Consider the following 26,065-nt stretch of genomic DNA (forward strand, 5'->3'; position numbering starts at 1 on the left):
CATGGGCGCTTTGCCGCCGGTGTCGCTGCAGGCGGCAGCGCCTTGGTGGCGCCCGGCTCATGGTCATTCACTGGTCATTCGCGGCGGACGCCCGCTTTCCGGCGTCTACCCGATCAGCGGCGCCAAGAATGCCGTGCTGCCGCTGATGATCTCGGCGTTGCTGACACCTCATCTCGTCACCCTACGCAATGTGCCCGCGAGCCTTGACGTGGCGGTGCTGTCGGCGCTGCTGCGACGCCTCGGGGCGGAAATGCACTGGTCGACGACGGCCGATGGACTCTCGGTCACGATCTGCGCCGACCGGCTCCATCCTGGCAGCATCGACGGCGACTTGGTGAGCCGCATGCGCGCCTCGGTCCTGCTGCTCGGGGCGATGCTGGCGCGCTGTGGCGAAGCGAGCCTGCCGATGCCCGGCGGCGATGCCATCGGCCTGCGTGGCGTCGATTTTCATCTGGCCGGTCTCAGGGCCATGGGCGCCGAGATCGAACTGTCCGCCGGCCTGATCGTGGCCAAAGCGCCCGATGGTCTGAAGGGCGCGGAGATCCTGCTGCCGCTGCCGTCGGTGGGCGCAACGGAGAACTTGATGCTCGCCGCTGTGATGGCGAAGGGCACGGTGGTGATCCGCAACGCCGCCCGCGAACCCGAGATCGTCGACCTGGCGCAATGCCTGATCGCCATGGGCGCGCGTATTGTTGGCCAGGGCAGCCACGTCATCACGATCGAAGGCGGCGCGACGCTTGCCGGCGCGGTCCACGATGTGATGCCCGACCGCATCGAGCTCGGCACGCTCGCTTGCGTGGCCGCCGTCACCAATGGCGAGATTCTGCTGCGCAATGGGCGCACCGACCATCTTGGGGCAGCCTTGTCGGCATTCCAGGCGGCGGGCGTCGATCTGCGTGACGTCGAGGACGGATTGATCGCACGCCGCTCGCCGGATGGCCTCGTGGGCATCGATATCATCACCCAGCCTTATCCGGGATTCGCGACCGATCTCCAGGCGCCGGCCATGGCGCTGCTGTCGGTGGCGAAGGGCGCCAGCGCCATCACCGAAACACTCTTCGAACAACGCTTCCTGCATGTCGGCGAACTGCGCCGGATGGGCGCGGACATCGCCGTCCACGGCAGGACGGCCCTGGTGCGCGGGGCGGCCGAGCTGCGTGGCGCCGCCGTGACCTGTACCGACGTGCGGGCCGCTGCCGCCCTGGTCATCGCAGGATTGGCGGCGAGCGGCGAAACCACGCTCGCCGGTCTCGACCATCTCGATCGAGGTTACGAGCGGATGGCCGAGAAGCTGGCAGCCTGTGGCGCCGATATCGCGAGGAATGGCCTGTCGTGAGCGGCGTCGCCGGTGCAAACGTCTGGCTCTTTTCCTACGGGACCCTGCAGCAGGACGAAGTGCAGCTCGCGACCTTCGGCCGCCGGCTCGAAGGCCGCGCCGATGCCTTGCCGGGCTATGCCACGTCGTTGCTCGAGATCAAGGACGCCGATGTGATCGCGACCAGCGGCAAGACCCATCATCTGCTGGCGCTTCCCACCGGCAATCCGGCCGATGAGATCGCGGGCGTTGTCTTCAAGATCACACCGGAAGAACTTGCCGCCGCCGACACCTACGAAGTGTCGGACTACAAGCGTGTCGCCGTTCGCCTGAAGTCGGGGCTCGAGGCCTTCGTCTACGTCGCCGCCTGATCAGCGCGTATCCTTGAAACTGTCGACGACCAGCCCGCGTAGCCAGCGGCTCGCGGCATCGCCGTCGGACGAGGCGTGCCAGTAGAGATAGAGGTCGAGGGTCGGCATCTTGAGCGGGAAGGGCAGGACCTGGAGCCGCAGTCCCGATGCGAAGCGGTTGGCGTAACGCTCGGCCATGGTGAGCACGAGATCGGTCTCGGCGACGGTGCCGAGGGCTGCGAGATAGTTGCGGCAGCGCAACCGCACTCGTCGCTGCAGGCCGCGCTTGCTCAACTCGACATCCTCGAGGCCCGGCCCCTTGCGGCGCGACGTCACCATGACATGGTCCTGCGCCAGATAGGTGTCGAGCTTCAGGCCCTTGCGCAGGAGCGGATGGTTCCGGCGCGCGACCACCACCATCCGGTCGGCTGAGAGTTTTTGACGGCGCACATTCTCTGAGAGCGGCAGGGCGATATCGGTCGCCAGACTCACGGCGCCGGTCGCCAGTGCGGCTTCGAGGTTGCGTCGCCGGACCTGCACTGTCCGGAGATTGACCCCGGGAGCGGCCCTCGCGATCCGGCGCATGATCGCCGGCATCATCAGCGTCTCCGTCGGATCGCGCAGGCTGATCGTGTACTGTGCCGCCGCGGTCGCAGGATCGAAGCGGCCGGCATTGGCGACCAGCAGGTCGAGGGCCTGCAGACCCTGGCGCAATGGTCCGATCAGGTCGCGGGTTAGCGGCGTGGCGCTAAGCTGGCGGCCGTCGCGCGTGAACAGCGGATCGCCGAACAGCCGACGTAACCGCGCCAGCGAGTGGCTGATGGCCGACTGGCTGAGATTGAGGCGTTCGGCTGCGCGCGTGACGCCACCTTCGCCGTGGATGGCGTCGAGCACGCGCAGCAGGTCGAGATCGGTGCGGCGATCATGAATCATATCGATGGATTCTCATGATGAACGATCATTTTATTCATTCTTCTGCCGGACCTAGGGTCGGTCAACCCGAACCGCTGGAGAGTGTCCGATGGAATTCGCCTACACCGACAAGGTGAAGATGCTGCAGGAGAAGGTCGGCGCCTTTCTGGACCAGCACGTCTATCCCAACGAGGAGCGCTACGAGCGCGAGCTTACGGCGGGTGGCCGCTGGCAGCCGACCGCCGTTATGGAGGAACTCAAGGAGAAGGCGAGGACGCAGGGCCTGTGGAACCTGTTCCTGCCCGGCACACACGGGGCCGGCCTCACCAACCTCGAATATGCGCCGCTGTGCGAGATTATGGGCCGGTCGAAGATCGCGCCCGAGGTCTTCAACTGCGCCGCGCCCGATACCGGCAACATGGAGACGCTCGAACTCTACGGCAGCGCCGCGCAGAAAGAGGAGTGGCTGGTGCCGCTGCTCGAGGGCCGCATCCGCTCGGCCTTCGCCATGACAGAGCCGGGCGTGGCGTCCTCCGACGCCACCAACATCGAAAGCTCGATCGTGCGCGACGGCGATCATTACGTGCTGAACGGCCGCAAATGGTGGACGTCCGGCGCACCCGATCCGCGCTGCAAGCTGCTGATCTTCATGGGCAAGACCGACGCCCGCAATCCCGACCGTCACCGCCAGCAGTCGATGGTGCTGGTGCCGCGCGATGCACCGGGTGTCACGGTGCTGCGCTCGCTGCCGGTGTTCGGTTACGACGACGCCCCGCACGGTCATGGCGAAGTGCTGTTCGAGAACGTGCGCGTGCCGGTGTCCAACATCCTGTTGGGCGAGGGACGCGGTTTCGAGATTGCGCAGGGCCGGTTGGGTCCGGGACGCATCCATCACTGCATGCGCGCCATCGGCTCGGCCGAGCGGACACTCGAGAAGATGTGCAAGCGCGTGAAGGCGAGGGTGGCCTTTGGCAAGCCGATCGCGCAGCAGACCGTGACCTTGGAGCGTATCGCCGAAGCCCGCATCATGATCGAGCAGGCGCGCCTCCTGGTGCTCAAGGCCGCCTACATGATGGATACCGTGGGCAACAAGGTCGCCAAGGCGGAGATCGCCATGATCAAGGTCGCCGTGCCGGCGATGCTGACCAAGGTGGCCGACATGGCGATCCAGGCCCATGGCGGTGCCGGTGTCTCGAACGACTTCGGCCTCGCCTTCACCTACGCCTCAGCGCGCACGCTCCGCCTGGTCGACGGCCCTGACGAGGTCCATCGCAACCAGATCGGCAAGCTCGAACTGGCGAAGTACAATTGAGGGACGCTTACGTTTCCTTCACCGACAACACCGCCCATGCCGCTTCGGCGAAGAAGTTGGCGTGGGTGCTGAGCGGGCCTTCGAAGCGGCCGTAGAGCTTGTAGGTCGCGGGCTGCATCACCGTGCCGATTGCCGCTGCGGCGGCGAGGTCGGCGTCGCGCGACGGGATCTCGCCTGTCGCCATCGCCTGCACGATCACTTCGCGCACGACGTCCACTGGATTGGGCGTACCCTCGGGCACCATCGCCAGGAACATGTGCTGGGTCAGCAGGTGGTAGGCGAACAGGGTCCAGTCATCGTCGGCCCATTCGCAATAGCAGCGGACGATGGCGTCGATCTGGGCGCGCAGGCCCTGCGCCCGCTGCGCGGCGCCGGCCAGTGCTTCGGCCAGCGCCCGGTGGTGGCGCAGGAAGAGGTCGAGCGCGAGCTGCTCCTTGCTCGGAAAGTGGCGGTAGATCGTGCCTTCGGCGATCGACGCCGCCATGGCGATCTCGCGGGTCGTAGTCTCCGTCACGCCCCGCGCCACGAACAGCGTGAGCGCCGCGCGCTCTACGCGTGCTTTGGTTTCTTCGGCTTTGCCCATGCCGCGCAGTCTATGAGGGAGCGCTCACTCGGCAAAGCTGTGTCGTGGTCCGCCGGCGTCGAAAACCAGCGCCAGTCGATCACCCAGTCGCGCCCCTCGCCGACCGTGGGGGCCACCTCGCTCTGAAGCTTCAGGAACTCATCGAAAGACCGGCGAATGAACATGCTACCCTCCTTGAAGTGAGTAAGCGCTCACAAAATAAGTGAGCAATCACTCAAAATCAAGAGCTAGCAAAGCCCCTGATTTTTCACATGTTTTCCCGGTGGACGCCGGCAATGGCCCTCCCTATGGTCGTTTTCACCCAGACGATCCCTGTGGGAGAGACCGCCCGGCACGGGCGGCGCCGAAGGAGCAACCGACCCCGGAAACTCTCAGGCAAAAGGACCGCAGGAGGATGGGTCTCTGGAAAGTGGCGTGCGTCCTGACGGATGTGCTCCCACCGACGAAGTAAGCCGGCTTAGCCGCTGGCGAATCTTTCAGGTCTCCGGACAGAGGGGGTCGCGACCGGCGCAGCCCTTGCGTCGGCGAACGCGACTCTGAGGAGACCTTCTTGAGCGATCCCGCCGCCGGCCCCCTGAAACGTACACCGCTTTACGATCTTCACCGCGAGCTTGGCGCGCGTCTCGTGCCGTTTGCCGGCTACGAGATGCCGGTGCAGTACCCGACCGGCATCCTGGCCGAGCACACGCAGACACGGACCGCCTGCGGCCTGTTCGATGTCTCCCACATGGGCCAAGTGCGCCTCACGGCCAAGGCGGGCCATAGCGCCGCCAAGGCGATGGAGACGCTGGTGCCGGGCGACATCGTCGGCCTGCAGCCCGGCCAGCAGCGCTACACGCAGTTCACCAATGACCAGGGCGGCATCCTCGACGATCTGATGGTGACCAGCACGGGCGATCATCTGCTCGTGGTCATCAACGCCGCCTGCAAGGATGCCGACCTCGCGCACATGCAGAAGCATCTCTCGAGCATGTGTGAGGTTGAGCCGATGTTTTCGCGCGGCCTGCTTGCGTTGCAGGGGCCGCAGGCTTCGGCGGTGCTGTCGCGGCTGGCGCCGCAGGTCGCGACCATGAAGTTCATGACCGGCGCCTATGTCGTGATCGACGGCGCGCGCTGCTACGTGACGCGCTCGGGCTACACCGGCGGCGACGGCTACGAGATTTCGACGCCCGCCGACCAGACCGACGCCATCGCCCGCAAGCTGCTGTCGAACCCCGAAGTGAAACCGATCGGGCTGGGCGCGCGCGACTCGCTGCGCCTCGAAGCGGGCCTCTGCCTCTACGGCCACGACATCGACACGACCACCACGCCGGTCGAGGCCGTGCTGCTGTGGAGCGTCGGCAAGGAGCGCCGCGTGCAAGGCGGCTTTCCCGGCGCGTCGGTCATCCAGAAGCAGATCGCCGAAGGCTCGACGCGCAAGCGGGTCGGCCTTCTGCCCGACGGCAAGGCCATCGCGCGCGAAGGCGCGGAGATTGCCATCGGCGGCAAGATTGTCGGCACGGTGACGTCGGGCGGCTTCGCGCCGACCCTCGGACGCGCCATCGCCATGGGCTACGTCGAGCGCGCCCAGTCAGCCAACGGGACCAAGGTCGATCTCATGGTGCGCGGCAAGCCTGTGCCCGCCGAGATCGTGCCCATGCCTTTCGTCAAACACGCCTACTATCGCGGATAAGGGAGCTAGAGATGGCCGTTACCAAATACACCGAAGAGCACGAGTGGGTCCGCGTCGAAGGCGATGTCGCCACCGTCGGCATCACGCAATACGCCCAGGAGCAGTTGGGCGACGTGGTGTTCGTGGAAGTGCCCGCCGTCGGCCGCAAGGTCGCCAAGGGCGAGGCCTGCGCCGTGGTCGAATCGGTCAAGGCCGCGTCCGACATCTACGCTCCCGTGGCGGGCGAGATCGTCGAAGGCAATGCAGCGCTCGCCGACTCGCCGGGCGACGTCAATGCCGAGCCGACGGGCAAGGGCTGGTTCTTCAAGCTGAAGCTCGCCGACAAGGCCGAGCTCGATGGCCTGATGGACGAGGCCGGCTACGAAGCCTTCGTGAAGAGCCTGGGCTAAACGGAGCACCTAATGCGCTATCTCCCCCTCACTGACGCCGATCGCCGGGAGATGCTCTCGGTCATCGGCGCCAAGTCGGTCGACGATCTCTTCAAGGACGTGCCGGCATCGGCTCGGCTCGGCGCCAAGATCGGCGGCCTGCCCGACCATCAGGGCGAGCTCGAAGTCGAGCGCGCCTTCCAGGCCTTTGCGGCGAAGAACGTCTCGCCGGGCACCGCGCCCTTCTTCATCGGCGCCGGCGCCTATCGCCACCATGTGCCCTCGACCGTGGATTACATGATCCAGCGCGGCGAGTTCCTGACCTCCTACACGCCGTACCAACCGGAGATCACGCAAGGCACCTTGCAATATCTCTTCGAGTTCCAGACGCAGGTGACCTTGCTCACTGGCATGGACGTGGCCAACGCCTCGATGTACGACGGTTCGACCGGCACTGCCGAGGCGGTGCTGATGGCCAACCGCATCACGCGCCGCCACAAGGCGCTGATCTCGGGCGGGCTGCATCCGCAGTATCGCAGCATCATCGAGACCACGGCCAAGTGGGAAGGCTTCAAGCCTGTCCTGTCCAAGGCCGATGCCGAAGGCCTCGAGGACCTGATCGCCTCGGTCGACAAGGACACGTCCTGCGTCGTCGTCCAGAATCCGAGCTTCTTCGGCCATGTGCGCGACTTCACCAAGCTTGCCGAAGCTTGCCACGCGGCCGGCGCGCTGCTGATCGTTGTCGTGACGGAAGTCGTGTCGCTCGGCCTTCTGAAGCCGCCGGGCGAGATGGGCGCGGACATCGTGGTCTGCGAGGGCCAGTCGATCGGCAACGGGCTGGGCTTTGGTGGCCCGTATGTCGGCCTGTTCGCGACCCGCGACAAGTACATGCGCCAGATGCCGGGCCGCCTGGTCGGTGAAACGGTCGATGCCGACGGCAAGCGCGGCTTCGTGCTGACGCTGTCGACGCGCGAGCAGCATATCCGCCGTGAGAAGGCGACCTCCAACATCTGCACCAATGCCGGCCTCTGCGCGCTGGCCTTCACGGTGCATCTCACCCTGCTCGGTGAAGCGGGCTTCACCCGGCTGGCTGAGATCAACCACGCCAAGGCCTCGCAGCTCGCCGACAAGGTGAGCGCCATTCCGGGCGTGAAGCTGCTGAACGACAGCTTCTTCAACGAGTTCACGGTGAAGCTGCCTAAGCCGGCCGCGCCCGTCGTCGAGGCGCTAGCGGCGAAGCGCATCCTGGGCGGCCTGCCGGTGTCGCGTCTCATTCCCAATGATCCCTCGGTCGAGAACCTGCTCCTGCTGGCAGCCACCGAGACCGCGACCGACATGGGCATGGACCCGTTGGTCGCCGCGCTGAAGGAGGTGCTGTGATGGTCCAGTCGCTCGACCGTTCGCAAGGTCGTGCTGGCGGCGTCGCCGCCGGTGCCGCCTCGAACCACGGCACGTACACGGGCAACCGCGCACTGCAGATCGAGGAGCCGTTGATCTTCGAGATGGGCCAGCCGGGACGCTGCGGCGTCGACCTGCCGGAACCGCCGAAGGTGAAGGACCGGCTGAACGGCCTGCGTCGCGCCGGCACGATCGGCCTGCCGGGCCTGTCCGAGCCGCAGGTGGTGCAGCACTACACGCGCCTCAGCCAGAAGAACTACGCCATCGACATGGGCGTCTACCCGTTGGGCTCGTGCACCATGAAGCACAACCCGCGGATCAACGAGAAGGTCGCGCGCTTGGCCGGAATCGGCGATCTCCATCCGTTGCAGCCGGTCTCGACCGTGCAGGGCGCGCTGGAGCTGATCGACCGCTTGGCGCATTGGCTGAAGACGCTGACCGGCATGCCGGCCGTCGCCATGTCGCCGGCCGCCGGCGCACATGGCGAGATGTGCGGCATGATGGCGATCGCCGCGGCCCTCGAGGCCAAGGGCGAACGCGCCCAGCGCAAGGTCGTGCTGGCGCCGGAGTCGGCGCATGGCACCAACCCGGCGACGGCGGCCGCGCTTGGCTTCACCGTGAAGCCGATCCCGGCCAACGATCGAGGCCGCGTCGATCTCGCAGCGTTGAAGGCCGCCCTCGGCCCCGACGTGGCGGCGATCATGCTGACCAACCCCAACACCTGCGGCCTGTTCGAGAGCGAGATCGTCGAGATCTCCAAGGCCGTGCACGATGCCGGCGCCTACTTCTACTGCGACGGCGCCAACTTCAACGCCATCGTCGGTCGCGTGCGGCCGGGTGATCTCGGCATCGACTGCATGCACATCAACCTGCACAAGACCTTCTCGACGCCGCACGGCGGCGGCGGGCCGGGCGCAGGTCCGGTGGTGCTGTCGGCAGCCCTTGCGCCTTATGCGCCTTATCCCTGGATCGTGAAGGACGGCGACACGTGGCGGGTCGCCGAGGATGGCGCCAAGGTCGATGGCACACCGCTGGGACGTCTCAAGGCGTTCCACGGCCAGATGGGCATGTTCACGCGCGCTCTGGCCTACATCATGAGCCATGGCGCCGACGGGCTGAAGCAGGTGGCCGAGGATGCGGTGCTGTCGGCCAACTATGTGATGGCGGCGCTGAAGGACGTCATGAGCCCTGCGTTCGAGGGGCCGTGTATGCACGAGGCGCTGTTCGACGACAGCTTCCTCAAGGACACCGGCGTGAGCACCCTCGACTTCGCGAAGGCGATGATCGACGAGGGCTATCACCCGATGACCATGTACTTCCCGCTGGTCGTGCATGGCGCGATGCTGATCGAGCCGACCGAGAGCCAGGCCAAGGAAGACCTGGATCAGTTCATCGGCGCGCTGCGTTCGCTCACCGAGCGGGCCAAGACCGGCACGGCAGCCGAGGAATTCAAGGCGGCGCCGCGCTTCTCGCCGCGTCGGCGTCTCGACGAGACCCTGGCGGCACGTAAGCCGATCCTGCGCTGGCGGCCGTCGAACAATCCGCCGGAAGGCGATCCGATGAAGCAGGCGGCCGAGTAGGCCGCCTCCTTATCTTCTCTTTCCGATAGCTGGGGGAGGGCGGTTATGAGCCTCGACTTTCTGCTGACGTCGTTGATCGTGGTCGCTTCGCCCGGTGTCGGAGTTCTGATCACGGTAGCGGCTGGCCTGTCGCGTGGCCCGAAGGCCAGCGTCGTGGCGGCGTTCGGCTGCACGCTCGGCATCGTTCCGCACATGCTGGCCGCGATCCTGGGATTGGCGGCACTGCTGCACACCAGCGCGCTCGCCTTCCAGATCCTGAAGTATCTCGGCGTCGCCTACCTGCTCTACATGGCGTGGGTGACGTTGCGCGATCATGGCGCGCTCACCGTCCAGCCCGACGCAGCACCGCGCTCTTCGCTGCAGGTCATCGTCTCGGCCATCCTGGCCAACATCCTCAATCCCAAGCTCTCGATCTTCTTCTTCGCCTTCCTGCCGCAGTTCGTCGAGGCGACGGAGGCCAATCCCGTGCTGCGCATGTCGGAGCTGAGCGCGGTCTTCATGCTGCTGACCTTCGCGGTCTTCGCGGCGTATGGTCTGTTCGCAGCGTCGGTGCGCGACCATGTGATCTCGCGGCCGCAGGTCATGACCTGGATGCGTCGTGTATTCGCCGGTGCCTTCGCGGCGCTGGGCGCCAAGCTCGCCCTGTCAGAGCGATAGAAGTTCAAAATCGGAGAGTTGAGTCAGGCCTTGACGTTTGAGCTGTCACGTAACATATGAAGTTATATGAAGCGTGATAGTCGATTGTCGGGCGTGCTCCACGTCCTGCTGCACATGGCCGAGCATGAGGGCCCCATAACTTCCGAAGTGCTGGCAAAGGCCATGGATACCAACCCCGTGGTGATCCGGCGGACCATGGCCGGCCTCCGGGAGCAGGGATATGTCCGCTCGGCGAAGGGCCATGGCGGCGGGTGGACGCTGGCCTGCGACCTGTCGAAGGTGACCTTGCGCGACGTCTACACCGCGCTTGGCAGTCCCTCGCTTCTCGCCATGGGGAATCGGACGGAAGCACCGGGCTGTCTCGTCGAGCAGGCGGTGAATGCCGCCCTCGACCAGGCCTTCGACGATGCGGAAGCGTTGCTGCTCGCGCGGCTTGGTGAAGTGACCTTGGCCATGTTGAGCGCCGACTTCCACACCCGCCTCGTGGCACGCGGCGGACGGCACGATCTGCAAAGTGTTCATGCGTCATGAGTGACCTGATGGCGCCGTTCTCCGATCCGCAGGCTGTGGCGCGCTACGCCGAGGGGCCGCCGCGCTTCGTGCCCGGCTTCACCGACCTGCATCGCATGACCACCATCCTGCTCGGCGAGCGCGCGCCGCGGGAGGCTCGGGTGCTCGTCCTCGGGGCCGGCGGCGGGCTGGAGCTGAAGGCGCTGGCTGAGGCTCATCCGGGCTGGACATTCGACGGCGTGGATCCGGCGGCCGAAATGCTGAAGCAGGCCGGGCGGACCCTGGGCCCACTCGCTCCTCGCGCCCGTTTGCACCAGGGCTATATCGACGATGCGCCGGAAGGTCCGTTCGATGCGGCGACCTGTCTGCTGACGCTGCATTTCCTGGCGCCGGAGGAACGGCAGCGCACCGCCAGCGAAATCCGAAAGCGACTCAAGCCCGGTGCACCCTTCGTGGCCGCCCATTCCAGCTTTCCCCAGGGCGAGGACGAGCGGGCGCTTTGGTTGTCGCGATATGCCGCTTTCGCAGTCGCCTCGGGGGCCGATCCTGCTCTCGCGCAGAGAGCGCGAGCGGCGGTCGCGGTGCACCTGAACATCTTCACGCCCGAGCAGGACGAAGCGATCCTGCGAGGCGCCGGCTTCTCCGACGTGAGCCTGTTCTACGCCGCCTTTACGTGGCGTGGCTGGGTGGCCTCCGCCTGAGGCATCCCGTTCTCACAAAGAAAAACCCCCGCCTTGCGGCGGGGGCGTCAGGTAGCCCGCGATTATTGTTTGCGGGCAATCCTTGGATTTCTGAAACTCAGTGCAGGCGGCGCGGCAAATCCGCGATCGCTTCTTCGATCAGCGCCGTGCCCTTGGCCGAACCGACCTGCTCGCGGAGCAGGGTGCGGGTTGCCGTGAGAGCAACGTCGACCGCCAGGTTGCGCACTTCCCGTGTGGCCTGAGCCTCGGCCTGCGCGATGCGATCGCGGGCCTGCTGCTCACGCCGCGCGATCAGCGCCTCGCGCTCCTCGGCGGCATGCTGCGTCAGGCGCTCGGCTTCCGCCTTGGCTTGCGCCACGATGCCTTCGGCCAGAGTGGCCGACTCGGCGAGGTTCTTCTGGGCTTCGTCGCGAGCCTTCTGAGCCTCGGCACGAAGCTTCTCGGCCTCGCTGAGCGTGCGCCTGATGAGTGCCGTGCGATCGTCGAGCATCTTGGTGATGCCCTTGATCATCATCTTGCCGGTGAGGACCAGGAAGATGATGAAGGCGACGGCGACCCACAGGTTCGGGTCGGAAAAGAAGCCGCCGCCATGTGCATCGGCGGCCCACGCGGTGCTGATCATCGCTTACCTGCCTTGGCCGCTTCGTCGACGGCACGGGCGACCTGCGCACCGTCCGCCGAGCCGACCAGCTTGCCGAGGATCGCCGAGGCGATCTCCGCCGCCATACCGGTCAAGCCGGTCATGGCCTGGTTCTGCTGCTCGCCGATACGGCGCTCGGCTGCCGTGATGTCGGCCGCCAACCGGCTGCCCACGGCATGCATCTGCGCCGAGGTCTCGGCAGTAGCTGCATCGGAGGCGGCCCGGATGACCGCTTCGGCGCGTCCGCGCGCTTCGGCGAGAGCCTTGTCCTGTGCCGCCGCCGTGGTGCGGGCCGCGTCGTTGGCCTGCTGTGCCGCATCCAGGTCAGCCTGGATCTTGCGCTCGCGGGCCTCGACGGTCGAACCGATGCGCGGCAGCACGAGCGTCGCCATGATCGCGTAGAGCACGGCGAACGACACGACCAGCCAGAAGATCTGGCTGGGGAAGGAGGCGATGTCGAACTGCGGCATGCCGGCCGCCTGCGCGGCTGCAGGCAGGCCGATCAGGGCCGCAGCCCATGCCGAAGTCCGCAGTGCCGAAACGGGCACGATCGAACTCAGGCGAAGAGGGCGATCAGCGCGACGATCAGCGCGAACAGCGCGATGGCCTCGGTGACGGCGAAGCCGATCCAGATGTTCGCGCCGATTTCGGCCTTCGAGGCCGGGTTGCGCGACAGAGCCGTGATGTAGCTCGCCCACACGTTGCCCACGCCGATGCCGGCGCCGATCATGCCGATGGCGGCGAGGCCAGCACCGATAAACTTGGCGGCTGAGGCGTCCATTTCTGTCTCCTGTTTAGCGAACGTTGATTGAGTGGATGGTTACGGGCGCGGCGATCAGTGCAGATGCAGCGCGTCGTTCAGGTAAATGCAGCAGAGGATCGTGAAGATGTAGGCCTGCAGCAGCGCGATCAGCACCTCGAGTGCGGTGATCGCCACGAGGACAGCCAGCGGTATGACGCCGAAGATGCCGAGCGCCACGACGAAGCCAGCCAGCACCTTCAGCAGCACGTGACCAACGGTCATGTTCGCGAACAGGCGGACCGACAGGCTGATCGGCCGGCTGAGGTAGGAGACGAGTTCGATCGGGATCAGGATGGGCGCGGTGAACAGCGGCGCGCCATGCGGGAAGAACAGCGAGAAGAAGTGCAGGCCGTGCTTAAAGATACCGATCAGCGTCACGGCGATGAACACCACGGCCGCCATGAAGAACGTGACGGCGATATGACTGGTGAAGGTGAAGCCGTAAGGGATCAGTCCCAGCAGGTTGCCGAACAGCGTGAAGATGAAGAGCGTGAAGATGAACGGGAAGAATTTCTTGCCGGCGCTGCCGACATTGTCCCGGATCATGTTGGCGATGAACTCGTAGAAGAGCTCGGACATCGCCTGGAAACGGCCGGGGATCATCGCCGCCTTGCTCGCTCCAGCCACCAGCAGGACGGAGGACACGGCCACTGCCGCGAACATGAACACTGCCGAATTGGTGATGGCGATTTCGTTGCCGCCGATGCTGAACAGCGGGGCACTTAGGTTCTGGATAGCGAACTGCTCAACCGGGCTGGCCACGATAAACTATCCCCAAATCCGTCTACTCTGTACCTGGCGGGTTCTTGCCGCGCCGCTCTTCAGCCTGCGCGACCCGGTAGACATTCATGAATGCCGCCCCGCACCCCAGCACGAAACCCAAGATCAGCAGCCAGGGCTTCGTCCCCAACCACCGGTCCGCCATCAAGCCGAGGAAAGCCCCCGCCACGACGCCGGCTACCAGTTCGACCGCTACCCGCATGCCGACACCGAGCTTTTCGCCCCCGGTGCTTGCTGCAGGCTTCGACGACCGACCGACGCCCTTTTGATAGGCCTGGCGAACGCTTTTGAGGCGCTTGTCCAGGTCGTCAGGCGTCGCTTTTCGCTCGTCCTCGGCCATAACCGGATGTTCCGTTCCGGGCTCTCCACCGCACCAGTTCCACGACGGTTCCGTAGCAGTGAAAAACGCGCCGGAACCTATTGGCAGGCCCGTTGGGTGTCAAGCACACGCGACGATGTGCCAAGGCCCGGAATTCCAAGCACTTTCTGCCCTCTCTAGCGCTTCAGAACCGAGAACCTTGCGTCGCCGTCGCGGACCACCTGCGGCACCAGGTCGACCTCCCAGTCGAGATACTGCCGCATGGCGGCTTCGACATCCTCCTTGAAGTCGTAGGGGCGGTACCAGACGTCGGTCGGCGGATCGGCCATGCGGACGTGACCCGTCTCGACCGCGAGCTTGGCGTCGCGCCAGGCCCTGAAACCACCCTCCAAGATCGCGACCGGCAGGCCGCCTGCGGCTTCGGCTGCTTCCGGAGCGGCGAGGGCCGCAATCTCGGCGTCGGACGAGACCAACACGACGCGCGTCGCGCCTGCCTGCTTCTTCAGCATTTCCGGAATGGACCGGCCAAGGCCGGCGCGGACGGCGAACCAGGCGCCCGGGACGTGGCCGTCGCGATATTTGAGGCTCGTGTCGAGGTCGATCACCAATGTCGAGGCGAGCTGTTTGTGCAGATCGGCTGCGGACACGGTCGCGGCCTTCGGCGCGGCGAAGCCAGCAGGGAAGCGCGGCTCGGCCTCGGTCGTGAGTTCGGACGCGGCCGGCTTGTGGTCGAGCACGTACGTCTCGGCCCACCCCATCTGCATCAGCCAGTGCGCCGTCATGGTGGCGCGCACGCCATCATTGTCGTGCAGTACGATCGTCGCATTGCGCGCGCCGACATACTGATCTGTCGCCTGCACGAGCTGGCCCCCGGCAGCATGGCGGAAGCCCTTGAGATGGCCTTGCGCATATTCGGCGGGATCGCGCACGTCGAGGCGATAGAGCGGTCCGCCTTGGGCCACGAGCTTGTCGAGACCGGCTTTGTCGATCTTGTTGATGCCCATGCGCTTGGCGACGTCGGCCGCTGCGGCTTGGGCAAACTTGGCGGCTTCGGGCCCCTGCGGACCGAAGCTCCTGGTCTCGCCGCGCGCCACCTTGAGGCCGGCGAGGTGCCAGCCCATCGTGCCGTTCTTGAGCGCGATGACCTTGTTGGGCAGGCCGGCGTTGATCAGCGACTGCGCGCCGATGATCGAACGGGTCCGGCCGGCGCAATTTACCACGACCAGGGTATCGGGGTTCGGGGCGAAGTCCTTCACGCGATAAACCAACTCGGCGCCGGGGCAGTCGACGCCGCCCGGGATCGACATGTTGTTGAATTCCGGCATCGGCCGTGAATCGAGGATCACTAGATCGGTCTTGGCGTCGACCAGCTTCTGCAGGTCGGCGGCATCGATGCGGGGCGTGTCGTTCTCGTGCTCCACGACCTCGCCGAACGCCTTGCTCGGCACGTTGACGCCGGTGAAGACCTCGTAGCCCGCGTCGCGCCAGGCTTTCAGGCCGCCCTTCACGACGGAGAGATTGGTGTAACCGAGCTGGGAGAGCTTGGCGGCAGCGCGATTGGCGCGGCCTGCCCACTGCGGATCCTGGGCGTCATCGCCGCTGTCCATCAGGACGATGCGGATGGCGGGATCGGGCAGCAGCGCCAATGCCCGCGGCTCCAGTCGGGAGAGGGGGAGCGGCGTCGCGAACAGCGGATGGCCCTGCGTGGAGAACTCGCCTTCTTCCCGCACGTCGAAGAAGGCGAAGATCTCGCCTGACTTCAGCATCGCCTTGACCTGCTGCACCGAAAGAACCGGCGTCAGGATCTTGGCCTTGGCCATGAAACGCTTGGACGTGCCGGCCGCCAGGTCGACGGTCACGCGATCGGGGAGCTGTTCCAGGCTGAGCCCATAGAAATGGAGATGTAGCGCGTTGCCCGAGCCGACGGGCGTCTCGATGTGATGGAAGTCGTCCGGGAGATAGGCGATCACGTCGCCGCGCTTCAGGGTCTTTTCCTTGGCCGGCGCCTCGCGAAGCTGCACGAAGCCTTCGCGGGCGCCATTGTCGAGGCGCTCATAGACCACGTTGCGCTCCGCACCGTGGACGCCGGCGATGATCGCCCAGGTCGTGTGATTGTGCGGTGGCACCTTCTTGCCGGCGCCGCCGGCCGAGGCGTAGAGCGCGAAACGGTGGTCGGGGTCTTCGCTCAGGCGATAGATGCCGCCATCGGCACCGAGGGGGAATTCCTCCTGCGGGAAGAGATCGGCCCGGCTTGCCAGCGATGCCAGCAGCCCGCCGATCTTGTCGAGATTGGCGTAGGTAACGCCGCCCTTTTCGATCTGCCGAGCCTCGTCGATCAAGCGCCGTACCGCCGCGGCGCGCTCCTGATGCAGGGTCATTTGCTCCTCCGTTTGGGTACAGTATAGCGAGGCGGGCGCTTGTCGCCCTAGGGCAAGTCAAACTACGGTGGGGCATGAAAACGATCGTTTCTGCCGTGATGATCGGTGCAGTCGCCTTGATGGCAGCTTCTGCCTCGGCACAGCCCCTGAAAAAGCCGACCAAGCTGCAGGCGACCAAGCCCGCGGCGGTCAAACCCGCCGCCCGACCCGCTGCGCGGCCGGCCGTTCGCCCCGCGGCGGCGCGGCCGCCGGTCTTCGTACCGCCGCCGCCGGTCATCGAACTCGACGAGGCCACGGTCGTCGCCGACCTGCCGACCGTCCTCGACAACGAGAGCCGCGATCGCTACCGGCGCATCTTCCAGGCGCAGGCGAGCGGGAACTGGGGGCAGGCCGACGCCGAGATCGCCCAGCTCAAGGACAAGTTGTTAATGGGCTATGTCGGTGCCCAGCGGCTGCTCGCGCCCAACTATCAGGCACGCTACGACCAGCTCGCCGCCTGGCTCCAGGAATACAACGATCATCCCGACGCGCCGGCGGTTTACCGCCTTGCACTCGCTCGTCGTACGCCGGGCGGGCCGGAGCTGACACCGGCGAGCTTCGTCGGCCAGGCCCAACCGTCGCCGACCTTCGCGGCCGCCCGCACGGTGCGGGGCGCCGATGCAAGCCAGGCCGCCGAGCTGCGCGCCCGCCTGCAGAACATGGCCGACGATGGCGGCTTCAACGCCGCCTTCGTGCTCCTCGACCGCAAATCGACGGTCGATGTCCTGGGGCCACAGGAAGTCGAGCTGTGGCGCGGCCGCATGCGCACCCGCCAGCTCGAGGCCGATCCGCAGCGCGGCGTGCAGATCCCGGTCGAGGTCGGCGCGCCGCCCGACGCCAATTGGACGGCCGCCCTCCAGGCATTTACGCGCGGCAACATGGCGGAGGCCGCACGGCGCTTCGAGCTGGTGGCCGATGCTTCGCCCGATCAGGCATCGTCATGGACCTTGTCAGCCGGCTCTTTCTGGGCGGCACGCGCCAACCTGCTGGCGGGCAATCCGCAGAAATACGCGCCCTACCTCAAGCGCGCCGCCTTGCATGGTCGGACCTTCTACGGTCTCGTAGCCCAGAAAGCGCTCGGCATGCAGATCCAGCCCGACTGGGACGTGCCGGCGCTCGATCGGAAGAAGGCCGACCTGCTGCGCAACGATCGCGCGGCGCGGCGCGCCCTGGGTTTGATACAGCTAGGCGCCACAACGGCTGCGGAGCGCGAACTCTTCGCCGCCGCCATCGACAACGATCCCGCCTATATCGAGGCGGTGATGGCGCTGGCGCTCAAGGCTGACCTTCCGGCGCTGGCTGTGCGCGTCGGCAACGCCAACTGGGATCAGCGCCACAACATCAAGGGTTACGACGGCGCGATGTATCCCATCCCGTCCTGGCAGCCGTCGGGTGGCTTCATCGTCGATCGCGCGCTGGTCTACGGTTTCATGCGGCAGGAATCGGCCTTCAATCCCAAGGCGCGTTCCTATGTCGGTGCGATGGGGTTGATGCAGCTCATGCCGGCGACCGCGCGTGCTGTCTCGGCGCGTTATGCACCGGAGACGGCAGGCGCCAATCCCTGGGATCCGTCGACCAATGTGGCGCTGGGCCAGGCTTACATTTCGATGCTGCTCAACGAGGTCGACGGCAATCTGGTGCGCACGGCCGCCGGCTACAACGGCGGGCCGGGCAACGTCATGCGTTGGGACAACTCGCTCAACGCCTCGCAGGATCCGCTGCTCTACATCGCCTCGATCCCGCTCCACGAGACGCGCGATTTCGTGCAGCGCGTGCTGACCAACTACTGGATGTATCAGATCAGGATGGGACAGCAGACGCCGTCGCTCGACCAGATCGCTTCGCACGACTGGCCGCGCTACGCGCCGCAAGACGGACGCCGTTAAGCTCTCTATAGAGCAAAGGAGCTAGGCGCTGAGTCAGGAGACGTAACAGGAAATGCAGCCGCTGTCGGGCGTGAGAGTTGTCGAGTTCTGCCAGGTTCTGGCAGGTCCCTATTGCGGCATGCTGCTGGCTGATCTCGGCGCCGAGGTGATCAAGGTCGAGCCGCCCGACGGCGACATGATGCGGCAATGGCCACCCATCACCGAAGGCGCCAACGGCGGCTACAGCGAGAACTTCGCCTCGATCAACCGCAACAAGCGCTCGGTCGTACTCGATCTCAAGGATCCCGCACACAAGGCGGCGGCGCGCCAGCTCGTGCTGTCGGCCGACGTGGTGCTGGAGAACAACCGGCCCGGCGTGATGGATCGCCTGGGGCTCGGCTACGAGTCCTTTCGCGAAGAGAAGCCCGGCCTCGTCTATTGCTCGATCTCGGCATTCGGCCAGAGCGGCCCGCGTTCTGCGGAAGGTGGCTTCGACGTCACGGTGCAGGCGATGAGCGGTATCATGAGCGTGACCGGCGAGCCCGAGGGCGCCCCTGTGAAATGCGGCGTGCCGGTTTCCGACGTGGGCACCGGTCTCTATGCCGCCTTCACCATCGTCTCGGTTCTGCGTCGCGTGGCCGGTGGCGGGGCGGGCGCGCACATCGATGCGTCGATGCTGGGCTGCAGCCTCGGCATGGCGGCGCTGCAGACCAGCGAATTCTTCGGCACCGGCCGCGATCCCAAGAAGCTGGGTTCGGCGCATCCGCGCAACGCGCCCTATCAGGCTTTTAAGGCGGGCGATGGCTATTTCGTCATCGCCGCCGGCAACAACAAGCTCTGGGAGTCGGTGACCGAGGTCGTCGGCCGTCCCGATCTGCTGGCCGATGCGCGCTTCGCCACGACGCAACTGCGCGCTGCCAACCAGGTCGCCTTGAAGGATCTGCTCGAAGTCGAGTTCGCCAAGAAGGGCGTCGACCATTGGCTTGCCGCCTTCGAGAAGGCCGGCGTGCCGCAGGGCCGCATCAACAGCTACAGCCAGATCCTCGCCGACCCGCAGGTTCAGCACATGGGCTGGATCGAGGAGATGGCGCTGCCGTCCGGCGTGAAGACGCGGACCTTCGGCAGCCCGGTTCGCATTTCCGGCACCGATCTCGCCAAGCGGCGTGATCCGCCGGCACTCGGTGCCGATACCGAGTCGGTGTTCGGCACGTCTCTCGTGAGAAAGGCCGCGCAATGACCATCGACCGTTTGCGCCGCTTCATCGGCGACATGACATCGCTCACCGGCGGCGCCTGGCAGGACAAGGACGAGGGGGCGATCGTCGAAGTCGGTGCCAAGCTGCTGGGCGAGCTGGTGAAGTATGACGACTGGCTGCCGGAAAGTGCTGCGAAGGTGCCGGCGCACGGCTATGCGCAGAACCTTCTGTGGTGCGATCCGTTCGAGCGCTTCTGCATCGTGAGCTTCGTCTGGGCGCCGAGCGCCAACACGCCGGTGCACGATCATCAGATGTGGGGACTGGTTGGCATGCTGCGCGGCTCGGAAACCTCGCTCGCTTTCTCGCGCCATCCCGAGACCGGTGCATTGGTGCCGGGCAAGCTCACCAAGCTCGAACCCGGCGACGTCGAAGTGCTGGTGCCGGCCGTCGGCGATATCCATCAGGTCACCAACGCTTTCACCGATCGCGGCTCGATCAGCATCCATGTCTACGGTGGCAATATCGGCGCGGTGCGGCGGCACACGTTCGACGTGAAGACGGGCGATCCCAACCTGTTCGTCTCGGGTTACACCAACCGCGAGCAGCCCAACATCTGGGACCGTTCCGCCGAGGTCCGCGCCGCCGGTTGACCGCGCGAGGCAGCGCCATGCACGTGAAGTTCGCCGAGCTGGCTGTCTTCGATCAGGACCGAGCGCTGGCGTTCTACAGGCAGATGATTGGCGGTGAGGCCGTGACCGACAAGCCCTATGGCGAGGGCGGCTGGCGCTGGCTCGAGATCGCACTGCCGGGTGCGCAGACACGTCTGCTCTTTTCACGACGCGCCGATGAAAGCCCATCCGACACTCCTTCGCTGGTACTGGTGGAGGCGAATGTCCGCGGCATGATCGAGCGGCTTCGCGCCAAGGGTGTCGAGATCATCACCGATGCGCGGGAAGCGCCGTGGGCGCCGGGCACGGTCTTCGCAGAATTCCGCGATAGCGAAGGCAACAGAATCGTCGTCAGTTCGACATAAGGACGCAGGTTCCTTCTCTGCGACCGATTGCGTTCGCGTACCGGTACGGCTCCCTTGACCCATCGCGTTGGTGGCACGCACTGTCGCGGTAACAAAGGGAGGGAAGGCATGATGCACCGTAGAACCGTGTTGCGTAGCGGCACCGCATTGGCGGCAATGACAGTAGCTGCGCCTGCCATTGCACAATCGAGCAAGTGGCCGAGCCGCGAGATTTCGCTGATCAATCCCAACGCGCCGGGCGCCTCCACGGATCTTACTGCGCGCATCATTGCGCAGGCGCTGGAGAAGCGGCTGAACGCCACGGTCATCGTCAAGAACGTCGTGGGCGGCGCCGGCGCCCTCGGGCCGACGACGCTCGCGCAATCGACTCCGGATGGCCACACGATCGGCCTGGTGGCGATCTCCAGCCATATCGCCGTCCCCAACATGATGAATGTCAGCTACGAGCCGTGGAAGGCGTTCGACATCATTGGTCAGGTCGCCGCCCTTCGCTATGGCGTCGGCGCGCGCGCCGATGGTCCGATCAAGTCGATCGACGATCTGATCGCCCAGGGCAAGCAGAAGCAGCTCACCTACAGCTCCAACAACGTGACCAACGTCGTGGCGATGTTCCAGCTCGCCAAGCTGACCGGCGCCAAGTTCCGCTGGGTCGTCTTCCCGGGCGGCGTCGAGTCGGTCACGGCGGCGATCGGCGGCCATGTCGACGCGGTCATCCAGACCGTCACCGAAATGAGGCCGCAGATCGAGGCCGGTAAGCTGCGCTTCCTCGCTTCGGCGGCGGAGGCACGCTGGCCCGACTATCCGGACGTGAAGACCCTACGCGAGCTCGGCTACAACGCCGTCACCAACGGTCCGTTCGGCTACGCTTTCCCGGTGGGCGTCGATCCGGCGATCAAGGAGCGGATGGACAAGGCGCTGGCCGACGTGATGAAGGACGAGGCAGTGACCAGCCAGATCACCAAGCTCGGCATTCAGGCGATCTATCGCAACGGCAAGGACTATGCCGCGCTCCTGAAGTCGCTTGAGACTGAGCTCGTGCCGATCCTGAAGGAAACCGGCATGGCGAAGAAGCCGGCATGAGCCGGCTGAGCGGGACGCGGATCGCCACGCTCGGGTTGCTGGCGGCCGCACTGGTCGGCCTCTGGCAGTCCCTGCGGCTCGATAGCTGGGGCTTTGACGGGCCGGGGCCGGGATTCTTCCCGACCCTAGTGGCCGGCGTCTGCGTCGTGCTCGCCGTGATCGTTTTCTTTTCGCCCGGCCGCGCCGGTGTCACCGAGGAGGGTGACACCGACGACGTGCCGAAGGACCCCTCTGCAGGCACAGGCAATACCTTCGCGATCTATGTCGCCTCGTTCGCGGTGCTGGCGCTCGGCACTGCCTTCGCCGGGTTCTTCGTCACGATCGTTGCCGTGACGGTGCTGATCATGCGCTTCGCCGAGCGGCGATCGTGGGTGGCGGCAGTGGGCTACGGCGTCGCTTGTGCGGCCATCGGCCTGGTCTGCTTCGGTTGGCTGCTGCGCGTCGACCTGCCGGAAGGTCCGATAGAGCGCGCTTTCTATACCCTCGTGCGCTGATCGAGGCCGTCTCATGGAAGCCCTGCTCGACGGCTTTGTCGTCACCCTGAGCCTCGACAATCTGTTCTACTGCTTCGTCGGCGTGCTGCTGGGAACCGTCGTCGGCATCCTGCCCGGCCTGGGGCCGCTCACGACCATCGCCATCCTGCTGCCCATCACCTTCAAGATGGAGGTGACGTCGGCGATCATCATGCTGTCGGGCATCTATTACGGCGTTGCCTACGGTGGCACCGTGACGTCGGTGTTGATGCGCATCCCGGGTGAGGCCTCATCGGTCGTCACCTGTCTCGACGGCTACGAGATGGCGCGCAAGGGCCGCGCTGGTGCGGCACTGGGTATCGCGGGCTTCGGCTCCTTCTTTGCCGGCACCGTGGGTGTCATTGGCATCACCTTCCTGTCGCCGCCGCTCGCCAAGCTGGTGCTGGCGTTCGGTCCAGCCGAATACGCGATGCTCATGCTCGCGGGCCTCACCATGGTCACCTACATGTCGAGCGGTTCGCTGCCGCGCGCCCTGTTGATGGCGGCGTTCGGTCTGCTGCTCGGTACGGTCGGCAGCGACCCGCTCAACATGACGCCGCGGCTCACCTTCGGGATCCTGGCGCTGGGTGATGGCGTCAACCTGGTGCCGCTGGCGATCGGCCTGTTCGGCTTGTCGGAAGTGCTGTTCATGGCGCGGCAAAGGCCCGAGGACATGAAGATCCTGCCGCCGCCGTCGCGCCTGCTCGGCTTCCTGCCGTCGCGCGAGGAGGCCAAGCGGTCGGTCGGACCGGTGGCGCGCGGCACGGTGATGGGCTTTCTCGTCGGCCTTCTACCCGGTGGCGGCGCGGTGCTGGCCTCGTTCCTGTCCTATGGCATGGAGCGCAAGCTCTCCAAGAATCCCGAGGAATTCGGCAAGGGTGCCGTCGAGGGTGTGGCCGGGCCGGAGTCCGCCAACAATGCCGGCACTGCCGGCGCCTTCGTGCCGCTCCTCTGCATGGGCATTCCCGCCAATGCCATCACGGCGCTGCTGCTGGGCGCCTTCATCATCCACGGCGTCGTGCCGGGACCGACCATTCTCGAACGCCAGCCGCAGGTTTTCTGGGGCGTGGTCGCCAGCATGTATATCGGCAACGTGATGCTGCTGATCCTGAACCTGCCGCTGATCGGCCTGTTCGTGCGCATCCTCGAGATCCCGCGCGCCTATCTGACACCCATGATCCTCGCGGTCTGTCTGATCGGCGTCTATTCGTCGAGCGGCAATCCCGCCGACGTGCTGATTGCCGTGGTGTTCGGTTTCGTGGGCTACGGCCTGCGCCGCTACGGCTTCGACCTCGGCATCGTGATCCTGGCCTATGTGCTGGGGCCGATCTTCGAGCGCTCGGTGCGCCAATCGCTGGCGATCTCCGACGGCGACCCGTCGATCTTTCTGCACAGCTACCTGTCGACCGGCTTCGCGATCGTCGCGGCCGCGCTGCTGATCGCCGGGCTCTGGCCAAAGAAAAAGGCGCGGCCCGCCTGAGCGGCCCGCGCCTTCGTCTCGTTCGCCGTTCCGCGAAAGCTTAGTGCTTGTGCGGATGCGGGTGGGTTGGATCGACCCAGTAGACCTCTTCGACCTTCTCGGCCGGAGTGATGTCGATGTTGATCGCCACCGCCTCGTTGTCGGAACGGACCAGCACACATTCCAGCGGCTCGGTCTCGGAGGCATTGATCTCCTGGTGCGGCACGTAGGGCGGCACGTAGATGAAGTCGCCGGGACCCGCCTCGGCGGTGAATTGGAGCTGGTCGCCCCAGCGCATGCGCGCACGGCCCTTCACGACGTAGATCACGCTTTCGAGGTGACCGTGATGATGCGCGCCCGTCTTGGCGTGGGCGTGGATGGTCACCGTACCGGCCCACAGCTTCTGGGCGCCGACGCGGGCGAAATTGATGGCCGCAGCGCGGTTCATGCCCGGGGTCTGGGCCGTGTTGGTGTCGAGGGAGCCTGCGGGGATGACCCGCACGCCGTCATGCTTCCAGTCGGTCATAGCTCCCATCTAGGCTCGCCGGCTCGCCTCGACAAGCGAGGAAAGATAGAATGTTCGCATGAACAGGATTGATGAGACGAAGCCCTTCAAGCCGGTGAACATCGCCGTGCTGACGGTGTCCGACACGAGGACGCTGGAGACCGACAAGTCGGGCGACACCCTGGTCGAGCGCATCGCACGCGACGGCCATGTCCTGGTCGATCGCGCGATCGTCACGGACGATATTGCCGTGATCCGCGCCCAGGTGAAGAAATGGATCGACGATCCCAAGATCGAGGCTGTGATCACGACAGGTGGCACCGGGGTCACCGGCCGCGACGTGACGCCCGAGGCGCTGGAGGCTCTGTTCGAGAAGCGCATCGAAGGTTTCGGCGAGACCTTCCGTTGGATCAGCTTCCAGAAGATCGGCACTTCGACCATGCAGTCGCGTGCCGTCGCGGGTGTGGCCAATGCCACCTACATCTTCGCGCTGCCCGGCTCGACCGGCGCCTGCAAAGACGGCTGGGACGACATCTTGCGCCAGCAACTCGACATCCGCTTCCGGCCCTGCAACTTCGCCGAGCTGATGCCGCGCCTCAACGAAGGCAAGATGCCGCGGAGTGGCTGACCTTCTCGACGCCATCCGCAATGGCGAGACACTGCCGGCGACAGGCACGGCACACGGGCATGTGCGTCTGGCCAACGGATTGTTGGCGCGGATTGCCTATGCGCATGACGGTGATCCTGCGGCGACAGGACGCCTCGCCACTCAAGCCGAGGCCTTTCGCCATCTCGCGCCGGCGGGGCGTACGCCGAAGCTACACAATATCGTCGAGCCGCAGCCGGGATTGCCCGGCGGTGCGTTGATCATCGACTTCGTCGAGGGTCGACCGCCGCGTTTGCCGGACGATCTGACGGCCCTGGCCGATACTCTGGTGCGCCTTCATTCCCTGTCGTTGCCGGTGGCAAGCTCGCTTATCCCGCGTCAGAAGAATCCCTTTCTCGAAACGCTCGAAGCCGTCGAGCTGAATGCCATGCGGTTTCTCGACAAGGCCGTGCCGGACTCAGGCGCGCGCGCCGAGATCGCCGAGGAGCTGCGCCTTATGCGAGGCATCGCGCTGGCCTTCGCGCAGCGCAAGCAACCGCTATCGATCGCGCTCGCCGATACCCATCCCGGCAACTTCATCATCGACGCGGCAGGGCTCGCCTGGTTCGTCGATCTCGAGAAGGTCCATGTCGGCTCACCAGCGATCGATCTCGCGCACGCAACGCTTGCCACTTCGACCTTGTGGCATCCCGACATCGGCAAGCTGCTGTCGCGCGACGAGGTGCAGCGCTTCTACGCTCTCTATCTCGACGAGGTCGGAAAGAAGCGTGCTGCCGAATTGCAGCCGTGGCTGCTGCCGATGCGTCGGTTGACGTGGCTACGCACGACCTTGTTCATGGCGCGCTGGCGCGTTCAGACCCGCAGCCCGCGCGACTCGTCTGATCCTGCTCAATGGAGCGACGCGGGACTGGAACCCCGCATGAAGGCGCATATCGATGCCGCCATCGATCGCTGCTTCGACCGTGACTTCGTTCGCGCGGTCAGGGCCGAATGGCTATAGCGGCTTCACCAGCCGGATGGTCTCGGGCTTGAAGCCACCGCTGGTGTAGAAGTCGATCGCCCGCTTGTTGTCGGCATAGACGTCGAGGCTGAGGAAACGATAGCCGCAGCCGCGCGCCCAGGTTTCGGCCTCTGCCATCAACAGGCGTGCGACGCCCGACCCTTCGGCTTCTTTCCCCAGGGCCAGCAGCGAGACGTAACCGCAGGGTTCGTCGGTGACGCCGTCCTTGCCGGGTCGCATATGGATGTAGCCGAGCCGTCGCCCGTCCGGGGACCAGGCGATCAACGTCCTTGAGCCTTCCAACGCGGTGGCTGCGAAGGTCGACGACATATAGCGATCCTGGAAGCCTTCCATGGCTTCTATTGTGTGCCAGGCCGGTCCCGGGACATTCGCCAGACGTGGCGACAGGCTGGTCACGAAATCCATGTCGGTGGGCTCGGCGAGCCTGATCTCGATGCCTGACATTTCTGACGCTCGTCGAACGGGAAAGGGG

30 protein-coding genes and 2 riboswitches are annotated in these 26,065 nt (G+C 65.7%); of the genes, 19 read left to right on the forward strand and 11 right to left on the reverse strand.

All coding sequences use genetic code 11. From position 1 onward, the window contains the following. Position 1 precedes the first annotated feature (1 nt). On the forward strand, positions 2–1,336 hold the full coding sequence (gene murA, locus EPO50_RS24950; RefSeq protein ID WP_296348620.1) for a UDP-N-acetylglucosamine 1-carboxyvinyltransferase: 1,335 nt from the start codon (positions 2–4) through the stop codon (positions 1,334–1,336). Further along, positions 1,333–1,686, forward strand: a complete 354-nt coding sequence (locus EPO50_RS24955; protein WP_296348622.1) for a gamma-glutamylcyclotransferase family protein — start codon at positions 1,333–1,335, stop codon at positions 1,684–1,686. Before murA ends, EPO50_RS24955 begins: the two co-directional genes overlap by 4 nt. On the opposite strand, the gene EPO50_RS24960 is transcribed toward EPO50_RS24955, so the two are convergent. Continuing rightward, entirely contained in the window at positions 1,687–2,598 is a 912-nt protein-coding gene (locus EPO50_RS24960) for a LysR family transcriptional regulator (protein ID WP_296348624.1), read from the reverse strand. An 88-nt stretch (positions 2,599–2,686) separates the two neighbouring features. Here EPO50_RS24960 and EPO50_RS24965 point away from each other — a divergent pair, with 88 nt between their 5' ends. Next, complete coding sequence (locus EPO50_RS24965) at positions 2,687–3,889, forward strand: acyl-CoA dehydrogenase family protein (RefSeq protein ID WP_296348626.1); 1,203 nt, start codon at positions 2,687–2,689, stop codon at positions 3,887–3,889. Between the two features lie 7 nt (positions 3,890–3,896). On the opposite strand, the gene EPO50_RS24970 is transcribed toward EPO50_RS24965, so the two are convergent. Beyond that, a complete protein-coding gene (locus tag EPO50_RS24970; protein WP_296348628.1) occupies positions 3,897–4,472 on the reverse strand; it encodes a TetR/AcrR family transcriptional regulator in 576 nt (191 codons plus the stop codon). Next, a complete protein-coding gene (locus EPO50_RS24975; RefSeq protein WP_296348630.1) occupies positions 4,439–4,636 on the reverse strand; it encodes a hypothetical protein in 198 nt (65 codons plus the stop codon). Before EPO50_RS24975 ends, EPO50_RS24970 begins: the two co-directional genes overlap by 34 nt. Before the next feature lie 141 nt (positions 4,637–4,777). Continuing rightward, positions 4,778–4,869: riboswitch (glycine riboswitch) on the forward strand. A gap of 3 nt (positions 4,870–4,872) precedes the next feature. Continuing rightward, positions 4,873–4,966: riboswitch (glycine riboswitch) on the forward strand. Between the two features lie 56 nt (positions 4,967–5,022). Between EPO50_RS24975 and gcvT the strand changes: the two genes are divergently transcribed. The 7 genes from gcvT (at position 5,023) to EPO50_RS25010 (ending at position 11,358) form a co-directional block, all read left to right on the forward strand. Next, positions 5,023–6,144, forward strand: a complete 1,122-nt coding sequence (gcvT, locus tag EPO50_RS24980) for a glycine cleavage system aminomethyltransferase GcvT (protein WP_296348632.1) — start codon at positions 5,023–5,025, stop codon at positions 6,142–6,144. Between the two features lie 11 nt (positions 6,145–6,155). Beyond that, positions 6,156–6,533 (forward strand): glycine cleavage system protein GcvH, encoded by a 378-nt coding sequence (gene gcvH / locus EPO50_RS24985; protein ID WP_296348634.1) that lies wholly within the window; start codon positions 6,156–6,158, stop codon positions 6,531–6,533. Between the two features lie 12 nt (positions 6,534–6,545). Next, on the forward strand, positions 6,546–7,892 hold the full coding sequence (gene gcvPA, locus EPO50_RS24990; RefSeq protein ID WP_296348636.1) for an aminomethyl-transferring glycine dehydrogenase subunit GcvPA: 1,347 nt from the start codon (positions 6,546–6,548) through the stop codon (positions 7,890–7,892). After that, positions 7,892–9,490: an aminomethyl-transferring glycine dehydrogenase subunit GcvPB gene (gene gcvPB, locus EPO50_RS24995; RefSeq protein ID WP_296348638.1), complete on the forward strand. Its 1,599-nt coding sequence runs from the start codon at positions 7,892–7,894 to the stop codon at positions 9,488–9,490. The genes gcvPA and gcvPB overlap by 1 nt, the downstream gene beginning before the upstream one ends. 45 nt (positions 9,491–9,535) lie before the next feature. Beyond that, positions 9,536–10,147 (forward strand): LysE family translocator, encoded by a 612-nt coding sequence (locus tag EPO50_RS25000; protein WP_296348640.1) that lies wholly within the window; start codon positions 9,536–9,538, stop codon positions 10,145–10,147. A gap of 66 nt (positions 10,148–10,213) precedes the next feature. Beyond that, positions 10,214–10,678 (forward strand): Rrf2 family transcriptional regulator, encoded by a 465-nt coding sequence (locus EPO50_RS25005; RefSeq protein WP_296348641.1) that lies wholly within the window; start codon positions 10,214–10,216, stop codon positions 10,676–10,678. Then, positions 10,675–11,358 carry a class I SAM-dependent methyltransferase gene (locus EPO50_RS25010; protein ID WP_296348643.1) on the forward strand — a complete coding sequence of 228 codons (684 nt, stop codon included), beginning with the start codon at positions 10,675–10,677 and terminating at the stop codon, positions 11,356–11,358. Before EPO50_RS25005 ends, EPO50_RS25010 begins: the two co-directional genes overlap by 4 nt. A gap of 97 nt (positions 11,359–11,455) precedes the next feature. On the opposite strand, the gene EPO50_RS25015 is transcribed toward EPO50_RS25010, so the two are convergent. The 6 genes from EPO50_RS25015 to EPO50_RS25040 all read right to left on the reverse strand — a co-directional run bounded on the left by EPO50_RS25015 (position 11,456) and on the right by EPO50_RS25040 (position 16,277). Next, positions 11,456–11,980, reverse strand: coding sequence for a F0F1 ATP synthase subunit B (locus EPO50_RS25015; RefSeq protein WP_296348645.1), 525 nt, complete (start codon positions 11,978–11,980; stop codon positions 11,456–11,458). Then, positions 11,977–12,546, reverse strand: coding sequence for a hypothetical protein (locus EPO50_RS25020; protein ID WP_296348646.1), 570 nt, complete (start codon positions 12,544–12,546; stop codon positions 11,977–11,979). The genes EPO50_RS25015 and EPO50_RS25020 overlap by 4 nt, the downstream gene beginning before the upstream one ends. A gap of 8 nt (positions 12,547–12,554) precedes the next feature. Further along, positions 12,555–12,779, reverse strand: coding sequence for a F0F1 ATP synthase subunit C (locus EPO50_RS25025; RefSeq protein ID WP_020698011.1), 225 nt, complete (start codon positions 12,777–12,779; stop codon positions 12,555–12,557). Positions 12,780–12,833: 54 nt separating this feature from the next. After that, on the reverse strand, positions 12,834–13,562 hold the full coding sequence (locus EPO50_RS25030) for a F0F1 ATP synthase subunit A (RefSeq protein ID WP_296348648.1): 729 nt from the start codon (positions 13,560–13,562) through the stop codon (positions 12,834–12,836). A 22-nt stretch (positions 13,563–13,584) separates the two neighbouring features. Beyond that, on the reverse strand, positions 13,585–13,920 hold the full coding sequence (locus EPO50_RS25035) for an AtpZ/AtpI family protein (RefSeq protein ID WP_296348650.1): 336 nt from the start codon (positions 13,918–13,920) through the stop codon (positions 13,585–13,587). Between the two features lie 155 nt (positions 13,921–14,075). After that, positions 14,076–16,277: a rhodanese-like domain-containing protein gene (locus tag EPO50_RS25040; protein ID WP_296348652.1), complete on the reverse strand. Its 2,202-nt coding sequence runs from the start codon at positions 16,275–16,277 to the stop codon at positions 14,076–14,078. 74 nt (positions 16,278–16,351) lie between these two features. Between EPO50_RS25040 and EPO50_RS25045 the strand changes: the two genes are divergently transcribed. From EPO50_RS25045 to EPO50_RS25075, 7 genes are all read left to right on the forward strand, one after another. Beyond that, the gene (locus EPO50_RS25045) at positions 16,352–18,202 is read left to right on the forward strand and encodes a lytic transglycosylase domain-containing protein (RefSeq protein WP_296348654.1); all 1,851 of its coding nucleotides are present in this window, start codon (positions 16,352–16,354) and stop codon (positions 18,200–18,202) included. Between the two features lie 52 nt (positions 18,203–18,254). Beyond that, positions 18,255–19,418 (forward strand): CaiB/BaiF CoA-transferase family protein, encoded by a 1,164-nt coding sequence (locus EPO50_RS25050; RefSeq protein ID WP_296348656.1) that lies wholly within the window; start codon positions 18,255–18,257, stop codon positions 19,416–19,418. Continuing rightward, positions 19,415–20,026, forward strand: a complete 612-nt coding sequence (locus EPO50_RS25055) for a cysteine dioxygenase (RefSeq protein ID WP_296348657.1) — start codon at positions 19,415–19,417, stop codon at positions 20,024–20,026. The genes EPO50_RS25050 and EPO50_RS25055 overlap by 4 nt, the downstream gene beginning before the upstream one ends. Positions 20,027–20,043: 17 nt before the next feature. After that, positions 20,044–20,409 (forward strand): VOC family protein, encoded by a 366-nt coding sequence (locus tag EPO50_RS25060; RefSeq protein ID WP_296348659.1) that lies wholly within the window; start codon positions 20,044–20,046, stop codon positions 20,407–20,409. Between the two features lie 108 nt (positions 20,410–20,517). After that, a complete protein-coding gene (locus tag EPO50_RS25065) occupies positions 20,518–21,489 on the forward strand; it encodes a tripartite tricarboxylate transporter substrate binding protein (protein ID WP_296348661.1) in 972 nt (323 codons plus the stop codon). Next, a complete protein-coding gene (locus EPO50_RS25070; RefSeq protein ID WP_296348663.1) occupies positions 21,486–21,983 on the forward strand; it encodes a tripartite tricarboxylate transporter TctB family protein in 498 nt (165 codons plus the stop codon). Before EPO50_RS25065 ends, EPO50_RS25070 begins: the two co-directional genes overlap by 4 nt. Before the next feature lie 13 nt (positions 21,984–21,996). Next, positions 21,997–23,481 (forward strand): tripartite tricarboxylate transporter permease, encoded by a 1,485-nt coding sequence (locus EPO50_RS25075; RefSeq protein ID WP_296348665.1) that lies wholly within the window; start codon positions 21,997–21,999, stop codon positions 23,479–23,481. Positions 23,482–23,521: 40 nt separating this feature from the next. On the opposite strand, the gene EPO50_RS25080 is transcribed toward EPO50_RS25075, so the two are convergent. Then, positions 23,522–23,986, reverse strand: a complete 465-nt coding sequence (locus EPO50_RS25080) for a cupin domain-containing protein (protein ID WP_296348667.1) — start codon at positions 23,984–23,986, stop codon at positions 23,522–23,524. A 58-nt stretch (positions 23,987–24,044) separates the two neighbouring features. Here EPO50_RS25080 and moaB point away from each other — a divergent pair, with 58 nt between their 5' ends. Further along, positions 24,045–24,593: a molybdenum cofactor biosynthesis protein B gene (moaB, locus tag EPO50_RS25085; RefSeq protein ID WP_296348669.1), complete on the forward strand. Its 549-nt coding sequence runs from the start codon at positions 24,045–24,047 to the stop codon at positions 24,591–24,593. Continuing rightward, positions 24,586–25,572, forward strand: a complete 987-nt coding sequence (locus EPO50_RS25090; protein ID WP_296348671.1) for a phosphotransferase — start codon at positions 24,586–24,588, stop codon at positions 25,570–25,572. Before moaB ends, EPO50_RS25090 begins: the two co-directional genes overlap by 8 nt. Here the strand turns inward: EPO50_RS25090 and EPO50_RS25095 are convergent. After that, positions 25,567–26,037: a GNAT family N-acetyltransferase gene (locus EPO50_RS25095; protein ID WP_296348673.1), complete on the reverse strand. Its 471-nt coding sequence runs from the start codon at positions 26,035–26,037 to the stop codon at positions 25,567–25,569. The genes EPO50_RS25090 and EPO50_RS25095 overlap by 6 nt on opposite strands. Between the last annotated feature and the right edge of the window lie 28 nt (positions 26,038–26,065).

It is taken from the genome of Reyranella sp. (assembly GCF_004297405.1).
In the GTDB taxonomy this organism is placed as follows: domain Bacteria; phylum Pseudomonadota; class Alphaproteobacteria; order Reyranellales; family Reyranellaceae; genus Reyranella.

What these genes read in the sequence shown, in the direction of transcription:
- EPO50_RS24975 (WP_296348630.1), bottom strand. Translation starts at nt 4,636, where the DNA reads ATGTTCATTCGCCGGTCTTTCGATGAGTTCCTGAAGCTTCAGAGCGAG.
- EPO50_RS24970 (WP_296348628.1), bottom strand. Translation starts at nt 4,472, where the DNA reads ATGGGCAAAGCCGAAGAAACCAAAGCACGCGTAGAGCGCGCGGCGCTC.
- EPO50_RS25070 (WP_296348663.1), top strand. Translation starts at nt 21,486, where the DNA reads ATGAGCCGGCTGAGCGGGACGCGGATCGCCACGCTCGGGTTGCTGGCG.
- moaB (WP_296348669.1), top strand. Translation starts at nt 24,045, where the DNA reads ATGAACAGGATTGATGAGACGAAGCCCTTCAAGCCGGTGAACATCGCC.
- EPO50_RS25010 (WP_296348643.1), top strand. Translation starts at nt 10,675, where the DNA reads ATGAGTGACCTGATGGCGCCGTTCTCCGATCCGCAGGCTGTGGCGCGC.
- gcvH (WP_296348634.1), top strand. Translation starts at nt 6,156, where the DNA reads ATGGCCGTTACCAAATACACCGAAGAGCACGAGTGGGTCCGCGTCGAA.
- EPO50_RS24960 (WP_296348624.1), bottom strand. Translation starts at nt 2,598, where the DNA reads ATGATTCATGATCGCCGCACCGATCTCGACCTGCTGCGCGTGCTCGAC.
- gcvPA (WP_296348636.1), top strand. Translation starts at nt 6,546, where the DNA reads ATGCGCTATCTCCCCCTCACTGACGCCGATCGCCGGGAGATGCTCTCG.
- EPO50_RS25060 (WP_296348659.1), top strand. Translation starts at nt 20,044, where the DNA reads ATGCACGTGAAGTTCGCCGAGCTGGCTGTCTTCGATCAGGACCGAGCG.
- EPO50_RS25040 (WP_296348652.1), bottom strand. Translation starts at nt 16,277, where the DNA reads ATGACCCTGCATCAGGAGCGCGCCGCGGCGGTACGGCGCTTGATCGAC.
- murA (WP_296348620.1), top strand. Translation starts at nt 2, where the DNA reads ATGGGCGCTTTGCCGCCGGTGTCGCTGCAGGCGGCAGCGCCTTGGTGG.
- EPO50_RS25080 (WP_296348667.1), bottom strand. Translation starts at nt 23,986, where the DNA reads ATGACCGACTGGAAGCATGACGGCGTGCGGGTCATCCCCGCAGGCTCC.
- EPO50_RS25025 (WP_020698011.1), bottom strand. Translation starts at nt 12,779, where the DNA reads ATGGACGCCTCAGCCGCCAAGTTTATCGGTGCTGGCCTCGCCGCCATC.
- gcvPB (WP_296348638.1), top strand. Translation starts at nt 7,892, where the DNA reads ATGGTCCAGTCGCTCGACCGTTCGCAAGGTCGTGCTGGCGGCGTCGCC.
- EPO50_RS25075 (WP_296348665.1), top strand. Translation starts at nt 21,997, where the DNA reads ATGGAAGCCCTGCTCGACGGCTTTGTCGTCACCCTGAGCCTCGACAAT.
- EPO50_RS25095 (WP_296348673.1), bottom strand. Translation starts at nt 26,037, where the DNA reads ATGTCAGGCATCGAGATCAGGCTCGCCGAGCCCACCGACATGGATTTC.
- EPO50_RS25050 (WP_296348656.1), top strand. Translation starts at nt 18,255, where the DNA reads ATGCAGCCGCTGTCGGGCGTGAGAGTTGTCGAGTTCTGCCAGGTTCTG.
- EPO50_RS25065 (WP_296348661.1), top strand. Translation starts at nt 20,518, where the DNA reads ATGATGCACCGTAGAACCGTGTTGCGTAGCGGCACCGCATTGGCGGCA.
- EPO50_RS25035 (WP_296348650.1), bottom strand. Translation starts at nt 13,920, where the DNA reads ATGGCCGAGGACGAGCGAAAAGCGACGCCTGACGACCTGGACAAGCGC.
- EPO50_RS25055 (WP_296348657.1), top strand. Translation starts at nt 19,415, where the DNA reads ATGACCATCGACCGTTTGCGCCGCTTCATCGGCGACATGACATCGCTC.
- EPO50_RS25015 (WP_296348645.1), bottom strand. Translation starts at nt 11,980, where the DNA reads ATGATCAGCACCGCGTGGGCCGCCGATGCACATGGCGGCGGCTTCTTT.
- EPO50_RS25045 (WP_296348654.1), top strand. Translation starts at nt 16,352, where the DNA reads ATGAAAACGATCGTTTCTGCCGTGATGATCGGTGCAGTCGCCTTGATG.
- EPO50_RS25000 (WP_296348640.1), top strand. Translation starts at nt 9,536, where the DNA reads ATGAGCCTCGACTTTCTGCTGACGTCGTTGATCGTGGTCGCTTCGCCC.
- EPO50_RS24965 (WP_296348626.1), top strand. Translation starts at nt 2,687, where the DNA reads ATGGAATTCGCCTACACCGACAAGGTGAAGATGCTGCAGGAGAAGGTC.
- EPO50_RS25005 (WP_296348641.1), top strand. Translation starts at nt 10,214, where the DNA reads ATGAAGCGTGATAGTCGATTGTCGGGCGTGCTCCACGTCCTGCTGCAC.